The organism is Streptomyces beijiangensis, assembly GCF_017315755.1.
In the GTDB taxonomy this organism is placed as follows: domain Bacteria; phylum Actinomycetota; class Actinomycetes; order Streptomycetales; family Streptomycetaceae; genus Streptomyces; species Streptomyces beijiangensis.
This window is the reverse complement of the sequence record NZ_JAFLRJ010000283.1, coordinates 18,154-27,489: the sequence shown is the minus strand read 5'-3', so window position 1 is coordinate 27,489 and position 9,336 is coordinate 18,154. Positions and strand designations below refer to the sequence as shown.

Genomic DNA, 9,336 nt, shown 5'->3' with positions numbered 1-9,336 from the left:
CCAAAATCTCCGCCAAATGCACCGGCCGCATACCGACCTTCAACCGGCTCATGGTGCCGCCGATGTGCATCAGGCAGGAGTTGTCCGCCGCGCACAGCACATCGGCTCCGGTCGATGCGGCGTTGCGGATCTTGTCCTCACCCATCGCCACCGAGACGTCCGCGTTCTTGACGGCAAAGGTCCCACCGAACCCGCAGCACTCCTCCGCCCCCGGCAACTCCCTCAGCTCAAGTCCTCTGACTGACTCGAGGAGTCGACGCGGGCGGTCGCCGAGGCCCAGGCCGCGCAGCCCGTGGCAGGTGGGGTGGTAGGTGACAGTGCGCGGGAAGTACGCACCGACATCGGTCACCCCCAACACGTCCACCAGGAACTCCGTCAACTCGTACGTCTTCGGCACCACGGGGGCCACCGCCTGTGCCAGCGAGTCGCCGCGCCCCTCCGCCCGGGCCCGCGCGCCCATGCGCGGGTAGAGCTCGCGGACCATCGTCCCGCACGACCCCGAGGGGGTCACGATCGCGTCGTACTCCCCGAAGACCTCGGCGAACCGTCTGGCCAGCGGCTCGGCCTGGCGGCGGTAGCCGGTGTTGTAGTGGGCCTGGCCGCAGCACGTCTGGCCCATCGGGAATTCGACGTCGACGCCCAGCCTTTCCAGCAGTTTCACCACGGCGCGCCCGGTGTCCGGATAGAGCGCGTCATTCACACATGTGAGGAACAGTGCGACTCGCATCGCGGCTCCTTGGTATCGATCAGAGAAGAGGTAGGTCGGTTCGCACCCGTCATCACGCTGCGATGCGTGCCGCTGCGGCGTCCCAGTCGGCCCGTTCGGCCCGGCCGCCCCGCGGTTCGTACCGGACCAGCGGCTGAGTACGGGACACAAGGGCGCGCATGTCGGAGCGGTCGCCCATCAGCCCCTGAGCGCGCGCCTGCACCAGGACATTGCCGAGAGCCGATGCCTCCGCCGGGCCGGCCACCACCGGAAGTCCGCAGGCGTCGGCGGTCAGTTGGCACAGCAGCGCGTTACGGGCGCCGCCGCCCACCATGTGCACGGTGTCCACGGTGCGTCCGGCGAGCCGCTGTGCGTCCTCGATCGCGGCTCGGTGGGCGAGCGCCAGGGAGTCCAGGATGCAGCGCGTGGTCTCCGCAGGTGTCGCGGGTACCGGCTGACCGGTGGCACGGCACGCGGCGGCGATGCGCCGCTCCATCCCACCCGGTGCGAGGAACGCGGGATCCGAGGCGTCCACCACGGACCTGAGCCCCGGGACCGCGGCCGCCCGGTGCAGGAGCTCGGTCACGTCCGGATCGCCCCAGTCCCGTACGCACTCCTGCAGCAGCCACAGGCCCATGATGTTGCGCAGATAGCGGACGGTGCCGTCGATGCCCAGCTCGTTGGTGAAGTTCGCGGCCCGGCTGTCCTCGGTCAGCACTGGCGCGTCGAGCTCAAGGCCGGCGAGCGACCAGGTACCCGTGCAGATGTACGCGAACCGCTCGCCGCGCGCCGCGGGGACGGCGGCCACGGCCGACGCCGTGTCGTGCGAGGCGACCGTCGTGACCGGGACGGGACCGGTCAGTTCCGTTGCCTCCAGTACGGAGGGAAGCAGGATCCCGGACGGGTCGCCGGGGCGGCGCAGCGGCCCGAAGAGGCCGAGGTCGATACCGAGTCCGTCGGCCAGGGAGTGCGCCCAGCCGCCGGTGCGCGGGTCGATGAGCTGGGTGGTCGAGGCGTTGGTGAGCTCGGTCCCCACCTCACCTGTCAGCCAGTACGTGAGCAGGTCCGGTATCAGCAACAGACGTTTTGCCGCTGCCAGTTGGGGCGTGCCGTGAGCGGCAGTGAGCTGGTAGAGCGTGTTGAACGGGGCGTACTGGATCCCCGTCGCCGCGTACAGGCGGTCGGCAGGGACGGACGACCACACCTTCTCCGCCGCGCCGTCGGTACGGCTGTCCCGGTAGTGGACGGGGTTGCCGAGCAGAGCCCCGTCGGCGTCCAGTAGGCCGTAGTCCACAGCCCAGCTGTCCACGCCGATGGAGGCCAGGTGTCCGTCGGTCGTGGCGCCCGCGGCCCGCAGTCCGTCGAGGATGCCCGCGTACAGCGAGAGGATGTCCCAGCGCAGGCCCTCGGGCAGGTGAACAGGCCGGTTGGGGAAGCGGTGGGCCTCGGTGAGTTCGAGGGTGTCCCGGCCGACGCGGCCGACCATGACGCGTCCGCTGGACGCCCCGAGGTCGACCGCGGCGAAGGTCGTGAGGTGCTCGCTCATCGCAGGAATGCCGCCGCGACGCCCGCGTCGACCGGGATGTGCAGGCCGGTGGTGTGCGTCAGGTCGCCGCCGGTGAGCGCGAAGACCGCGTTCGCCACATGCTCCGGGAGCACCTCGCGCTTGAGGAGGGTGCGCTGGGCGTAGAACTCGCCGAGTTTTTCCTCCTCGACGCCGTACACGGCTGCCCGCTTGGCTCCCCAGCCGGCGGCGAAAATGCCCGAACCGCGCACCACGCCGTCCGGATTGATGCCGTTGACGCGAATGCCGTGCTCGCCCAACTCGGCTGCGAGGAGCCGTACTTGGTGGGCCTGGTCGGCCTTGGTGGCGGAGTACGCGATGTTGTTGGGGCCGGCGAAGACGGCGTTCTTGGACGCGATGTAGACGATGTCGCCGCCCAGGCCCTGCGCGATCATGATCCGGGCCGCTTCGCGGGAGACCAGGAAGGAGCCGCGCGCCATGATGTCGTGCTGGAGGTCCCAGTCCTTGGCGGTCGTCTCCAGGAGCGGCTTGGAGATGGAGATGCCCGCGTTGTTGACCACCAGGTCCACGCCGCCGAAGGCGAGCGAGGCCGCCTTGAATGCGGCAGCGATCTGCTCCTCGGAGGTCACGTCGACCGTGACGGCGACAGCGGTGTCCGGGCCGCCAAGATCCGCCGCGACCGCCTCGGCGTTCGCGGCGTTGAGGTCGGCGACGATCACACATGCGCCCTCGGCGGCCAGCCGGTGCGCGATCGCCTTGCCGATTCCGCTGCCCGCGCCCGTCACCAGGGCCACCCGCGTGGCCAGGGGCTTCGGCTTCGGCATCCGCTGGAGCTTCGCCTCCTCGAGCGCCCAGTACTCGATGCGGAACTTCTCGCTCTCCTCGATGGGCGTGTACGACGAAACCGCCTCGGCGCCGCGCATCACGTTGATCGCGTTGACGTAGAACTCGCCGGCCACGCGCGCGGTCTGCTTGTCCTTGCCGAAGCTGAACATGCCGATCCCCGGCACGAGGACGACCGCCGGGTCCGCACCACGCATCGCGGGGGAGTCGCCGTCGGCGTGCCGCCGGTAGTAGGCCGCGTACTCCTCGCGGTACTCGGCGTGCAGCTCCTTCAGCCGGGCGATCGCCACGTCGATCTCCGCGTCCGGCGGAAGGTCGAGGACGAGCGGCCGCACCTTCGTACGGAGGAAGTGGTCCGGGCATGACGTGCCGAGGGCCGCCAGGCGCGGGTGCTCGGCACGAGAGGTGAAGTCGAGGACCTCGTCCGCGTCGTTGAAGTGCCCGGCCTGCGGCCTGTCCTGGGAGGCGATGGCCCTGATGTGAGGGGCGAGTGCGGCGGCCCGCTCTCGGCGCTCGGCCTCGGGCAGGGGCTCGTATCCCGCCAGTACGGGACCGAAGGGCTCGGGCCTGCCGCGCTCGGCCAGGAAGGCCTCGGCGGTGCGGATGATGTGCAGCGCGTTGGCCTCGCACTCCGCCGAGGTCGCGCCCCACGCGGTGATGCCGTGCCCGCCGAGTACACAGCCGACGGCCTGCGGGTTGGCCTCCTTGACGGCGGCGATGTCCAGGCCGAGCTGGAAGCCGGGACGGCGCCACGGCACCCAGACGACCGAATCGCCGAAGCACTCGGCGGTCAGCTTCTCGCCGTCCGCGGCGCAGGCGATGGCGATGCCGGAGTCGGGGTGGAGGTGGTCCACGTGTGCCGCGTCGACCAGACCGTGCATCGCCGTGTCGATGGAGGGGGCCGCGCCGCCCCTGCCGTGCAGGCAGTAGTCGAAAGCGGCGACCATCTCGTCCTCGTGCTCCACCCCCCGGTACACGTCCTTGAGCGCGTGGAGCCGGTCCAGGCGCAGGGCGGCGAGCCCTTCGGGCCTGAGCGTGCCGAGGTCGCCGCCGGAGCCCTTGACCCACATCAACTCGACATCGCCGCCCGTTGCCGGGTCGGCCGCGGTGCCCTTGGCCGACGTGTTGCCGCCCGCGTAGTTGGTGTTGCGCGGGTCGGCGCCCAGGCGGTGCGAGCGGGTCAGCAGTGCGGCCGCTTCGGGGTGCAGAGGGGGGAGAGGGGAAGGCATGGGTGTCCTTGGTGGTGAGTGGGGTGTCCGTTACGGGGCTGGTGCGGGGGCTCAGGCGCCCCAGCCGGCCTGCTGTCCGCCGACGCGCTCCGCCGCGGTCTTCGCCGCGCGTCCTGAGCGGTGGTACGCGGAGACCGGGTCCGGGTCCAGGCCGAGTTCGGTGCGTACCTCGGCGAGCAGCGGACGGACATCGGTGTTGTACGCGTCCATGAGGACCGCGTTGGCGCCGAGCACATCGCCGGAGCGCTGGGCGGCCGTGAGGGCGTCGCGGTCGACGAGCAACGCCTTCGCCGTGGCCTCCTGGACGTTCATCACCGAGCGGATGATCGCCGGGATCTTGGCCTCGATGTTGTGGCACTGGTCGAGCATGAACGCCACGTCCGCCGTCAATCCGCCGCCGCGCACCACCTCGTACATGATCCTGAACAGCTGGAAGGGGTCGGCCGCGCCGGCCATCAGGTCGTCGTCCGCGTAGAAGCGCGAGTTGAAGTCGAAGGCGCCGAGCTTTTCTTCGCGCAGCAGGGTCGCGACGATGAACTCGATGTTGGTGCCGGGTGCGTGGTGGCCGGTGTCGACCACGACCTGCGCCTTGGGGCCGAGCTTGAGGCAGTGCGCGTACGCGGTGCCCCAGTCGGGCACGTCGGTGGCGTAGAAGGCGGGCTCGAAGAACTTGTACTCGAGCAGCATCCGCTGGTCGTCGCCCAGCCGCGCGTAGACGGTCTGCAGCGCCTCGGCCAGGCGGTCCTGGCGCTCACGGATGTCGTCCTGGCCGGGATAGTTCGTGCCGTCGGCGAACCACAGCTTGAGGTTCCTGGACCCCGTCGCGTCCAGGATGTCGACGCATTCGAGCAGATGGGCGACGGCCTTGCGGCGTACCGAGGCCTCGGGGTGGCAGATGCTGCCGAGTGCGTAGTCGTCGTCCTGGAAGGTGTTGGAGTTGACGGCGCCCAGGCGCAGGCCCCGCTCCCCGGCGTACCCGGCCAGTGCGGCGTAGTCCTCCACCCTGTCCCACGGGATGTGCAGCGAGACGGCCGGCGTCACGCCGGTGAACTCGTGCACGGTGGCCGCGTCGTCCAGCTTCTCGAAGGGGGTACGGGGCACCCCGGCCTGCGCGAAGACCTTGAAGCGCGTCCCCGAGTTCCCGTACGCCCATGACGGCGTCTCGACGGCCTGGTTCTTGAGGGCGGCCTTCACTGCGGAGAGGTCGGACACTGTGGCGCTCCTACGGCATCGGGCTGAACGGGCTGGCTGAACCGCTGGTTGAACCCTTTTTGTGAAACGATTCAAGTCGGAACGTAAAGGCTTGCCTTGGGCCTGTCAACCCTTCATGCAACGACACTTCGCCGTGACCCTGTTGTGACCTCTGACTGTGAAGAATTTCGACCGGCACCCGTTGACGCGACACCGTTGTCATGAATAACGTCCCGGCAACCCAGTTGAAACCTTTCACGGCGCAGTGAGGGCTACCCGCCGCGTCGCTGAGGAGTCCTCATGAACCACCGGTCCGACACGGATCCGGCCCCCGTCCTGGCGCTCAAGGACATCTCGAAGTCCTTCGGCGCCGTACGCGCCCTTCGGGATGTCTCCCTGGAGCTGTTCCCCGGCGAGGTGCACGCCCTGGCAGGCGAGAACGGTGCGGGCAAGTCGACCCTCATCAAGGCACTTGCCGGAGTCCACCGTCCCGATGCCGGGCAGCTGCTGCTCGACGGCGAGCCGACCGTCTTCCACGGTCCGGCCGACGCCCGGGACGCGGGCATCGCCGTGATCTACCAGGAGCCCACGCTCTTCCCCGACCTCTCCATCACCGAGAACATCTTCATGGGGCGTCAGCCCCGCCGCTCCCTCGGCCGCATCGACCACCGGGCCGCGCACACCGCGACCCTGGCCCTGATGCAGCGCCTCGGCGTCGAACTCGACCCCGACCGTCCGGCCCGCGGCCTGTCCATCGCCGACCAGCAGATCGTCGAGATCGCCAAGGCGCTCTCCTTCGACGCCCGCGTCCTGATCATGGACGAGCCGACCGCCGCCCTGACCGGCAGCGAGGTGGCGCGCCTGTTCGGTGTCGTACGAGCGCTGCGCGACCAGGGCGCCGCTGTGCTGTTCATCTCGCACCGCCTGGAGGAGATCTTCCAGATCTGCCGGCGCGTCACGACCCTGCGCGACGGAGCCCTGATCTCCAGCGAGCCCCTCGACGGCATGACCGAGGACGACCTCGTGCGCCGGATGGTCGGCCGCGACCTCGACGAGCTCTATCCCAAGCAGGACGTCCGGGCCGGTGAGGTGGCCCTGAGCGTACGGCGGCTGACCCGCGAGGGCGTCTTCACCGACATCTCCTTCGACGTCCGCCGGGGCGAGATCGTCGGTCTCGCCGGTCTCGTCGGTGCAGGACGCACCGAGGTCGCCAGGGCCGTCTTCGGCATCGACCGCCGGGACGCCGGCGAAGTGGAGGTCGACGGGCGGACCCTCGCCAACGGCGCTCCCTCCCTCGCGATGGCCGCAGGGCTCGCCCTCGTCCCCGAGGACCGGCGCGCCCAGGGCCTGGTGATGGGCATGTCCATCGAGCGCAACATCGGGCTCACCGGACTGCGTACGACCGTGAAGGGCGGACTCGTGGACCGGGACGCCGAGCGCAGCCGCTCCCTGGACTGGGCCGTCAAGCTTCAGGTGAAGTACGCACGGATCGCCGACGCCGTCTCCACGCTCTCCGGCGGCAACCAGCAGAAGGTCGTCCTCGCCAAGTGGCTCGCCACAGGCCCCAAGGTGCTGATCGTCGACGAGCCGACCCGTGGCATCGACGTCGGCACCAAGGCCGAAGTCCACCGGCTCCTCAGCGAGCTGGCCGCCGACGGAGTGGCCGTACTGATGATCTCCTCCGACCTCCCCGAGATCCTCGGTATGGCCGACCGCGTGCTGGTCATGCACGAGGGCCGGATCACCGCCGAGATACCGCGTTCCGAAGCCACCGAGGAAGCAGTGATGGCCGCAGCCACCGGGAGGGCCGCCGCATGACGGTGACCGCACCCAATCCAGTCCCCGCCGCCGAGGTGCCCAAGTCGAGCGGCACCCGGCTGGTCGACCGCGTCTTCAAGATGCGCGAACTCGCCATCCTGGCCGTCTTCCTGGTGATGATCGTCATCACCCAGATGGGCAACAGCGAGTTCCTGTCCGAACAGGGCATCAAGGACCTGCTGCTCAACGCGACCATCCTGGTGCTCGTCGCCACCGGCCAGTCGCTGGTCGTGATCACCCGTAACGTCGATCTGTCCGTCGGCTCGACGATGGGCATCAGCGCCTTCGCGGCAGGCACCTACCTCCAGGGCGGCGGAAACCCCGTCGTGGCCATTGCCCTCGCCGTTCTGCTCGGCGTCGGCTGCGGCCTCCTGAACGGCCTCCTCGTCAGCCTCGGCCAGGTCCCCGCGCTCGTCGTCACGCTCGGCATGCTCTACATCATCCGGGGCGTCGACTCGATCTGGGTCGGCTCACGGCAGATCACCGCGGCCGACCTCCCGGGCGGCTTCGTGGACTTCGGTTCCGGCGGCATCTCGGCCGTGCCGTACCTGGCGTTGATCGCACTGGCGGTGCTGGTGGCGACCGCGTACTACCTCAAGCAGTTCGGCAGCGGACGCGAGCTGTACGCGCTCGGCTCCAACCCCGAGGCGGCGGGCCTCGCCGGGATCCCCGTACGCAAGCGGATCCTCGCCGCGTACATCTTCTGCGGAGGCCTCGCCGGGCTCGCGGGCGCGCTCTACCTCGCCCGGTTCGGCAACGTCGACTCGGGCACCGGCACCGGTTACGAACTGACCGTCGTCAGCGCGGTCGTGGTCGGCGGTGTCGTCTTCACCGGCGGCTCGGGCAGCGTCTACGGCGCCGCGCTCGGCGCGCTGCTGCTCACCTCCATCAACAGTGTGCTGCCCGCACTCGGCGTCAGCTCCGTGTGGGTGCTCGCCATCAACGGCATCCTGCTCATCCTCGCCATCGCGGTCGACCGGATCGTCGCCCTGCGCGTGGCCGCAGCCCTGAAGAAGAGGAACGCTCGCCATGGCTGACTCGCCCCTCGCACGCGCCATCCGCTGGGACACGGTCGTCGGCGCGCTCCTCCTCGTCCTCCTCCTGATGTCCTTCGGTTTCGTGGACGGCTTCGGCAATGCGCTCAACCTCTCCTTCCTGATCGGCAACACGCTGCCGATCGCGCTCATCGCCCTGCCGATGACCCTGCTCGTGGTCGCCGGCGAGATCGACCTGTCGGTCGCCTCCACGGCCGGACTCTCGGGATCGGTGATGGGCGCCCTGTGGAACCAGGGCATGGCGATCGAGACGATCATCCCGCTGTGCCTGCTGCTCGGTGTGGTCTGCGGTCTTGTCAACGGCCTGCTCGTGACCCGGCTGGGACTGCCGTCCCTCGCCGTCACCATCGGGACCCTCGCCGCCTACCGCGGCATCGCGCAGATCGTGCTCGGCTCGGACGCGGTCACCGACTTCCCCACCCAGTACCAGGACTTCGCGGCCGGGAGCATCGGCGACACCTTCCTCCCGCGGGCGTTCCTGCCCTTCCTGGTGCTGCTCGTGATCGCCGCGGTGGTGCTGCACGCCACCCCGTTCGGTCGCTCGCTCTTCGCCGTAGGCGCGAACGAGGAGGCCGCGCGGTTCGCCGGCATCCGGGTCAAGCGGCAGAAGCTGCTGCTGTTCGTCGCCACCGGCTTCATGGCCTCGCTCACCGGCATCTTCTGGGCGCTGCACTACGCGAGCGCCCGTTACGACAACGCCACCGGTCTCGAACTCTCCGTCGTGGCCGCCGTACTCCTCGGAGGCATCGACTTCGACGGCGGCAAGGGCACCCTCGGCGGCGCGATCGCGGGAGTCTTCCTGCTCGGCGCGGCGCAGAACGTGATGAGCCTGCTGAACGTCTCCGCTCAGTCGCAGATCGTCGTCACCGGCGTTCTGCTCGTCGTCTCCGTGCTCGGCCCGCGGGTCGCACGGCAGATCTCCGTCGCACGGGCGGGCCGGCCGGCCGCCTCCACCCCGACCTCGTAACC

General features: G+C 69.7%; 7 protein-coding genes. 3 read left to right on the top strand and 4 right to left on the bottom strand.

All coding sequences use genetic code 11. The annotated features are described in order from the left end of the window. From J0695_RS27135 to rhaI, 4 genes are all read right to left on the bottom strand, one after another. Positions 1 to 727: (Fe-S)-binding protein (locus J0695_RS27135; protein WP_206966254.1), on the bottom strand; the 727-nt coding region annotated here is incomplete at its 3' end. A gap of 52 nt (positions 728 to 779) precedes the next feature. Next, positions 780 to 2,252, bottom strand: coding sequence for a rhamnulokinase (locus J0695_RS27130; protein ID WP_206966252.1), 1,473 nt, complete (start codon positions 2,250 to 2,252; stop codon positions 780 to 782). Then, positions 2,249 to 4,303, bottom strand: a complete 2,055-nt coding sequence (locus tag J0695_RS27125; protein WP_206966250.1) for a bifunctional aldolase/short-chain dehydrogenase — start codon at positions 4,301 to 4,303, stop codon at positions 2,249 to 2,251. Before J0695_RS27125 ends, J0695_RS27130 begins: the two co-directional genes overlap by 4 nt. 51 nt (positions 4,304 to 4,354) lie before the next feature. Next, positions 4,355 to 5,515: an L-rhamnose isomerase gene (rhaI, locus tag J0695_RS27120; protein ID WP_206966248.1), complete on the bottom strand. Its 1,161-nt coding sequence runs from the start codon at positions 5,513 to 5,515 to the stop codon at positions 4,355 to 4,357. Between the two features lie 279 nt (positions 5,516 to 5,794). Here rhaI and J0695_RS27115 point away from each other — a divergent pair, with 279 nt between their 5' ends. From J0695_RS27115 to J0695_RS27105, 3 genes are read left to right on the top strand one after another with little or no spacing between them, the layout of a single operon-like run. Beyond that, a complete protein-coding gene (locus J0695_RS27115; RefSeq protein WP_206966246.1) occupies positions 5,795 to 7,312 on the top strand; it encodes a sugar ABC transporter ATP-binding protein in 1,518 nt (505 codons plus the stop codon). Next, positions 7,309 to 8,349 carry an ABC transporter permease gene (locus J0695_RS27110; RefSeq protein ID WP_206966244.1) on the top strand — a complete coding sequence of 347 codons (1,041 nt, stop codon included), beginning with the start codon at positions 7,309 to 7,311 and terminating at the stop codon, positions 8,347 to 8,349. The genes J0695_RS27115 and J0695_RS27110 overlap by 4 nt, the downstream gene beginning before the upstream one ends. After that, positions 8,342 to 9,334: an ABC transporter permease gene (locus J0695_RS27105; protein ID WP_206966242.1), complete on the top strand. Its 993-nt coding sequence runs from the start codon at positions 8,342 to 8,344 to the stop codon at positions 9,332 to 9,334. Before J0695_RS27110 ends, J0695_RS27105 begins: the two co-directional genes overlap by 8 nt. Positions 9,335 to 9,336: the final 2 nt, after the last annotated feature.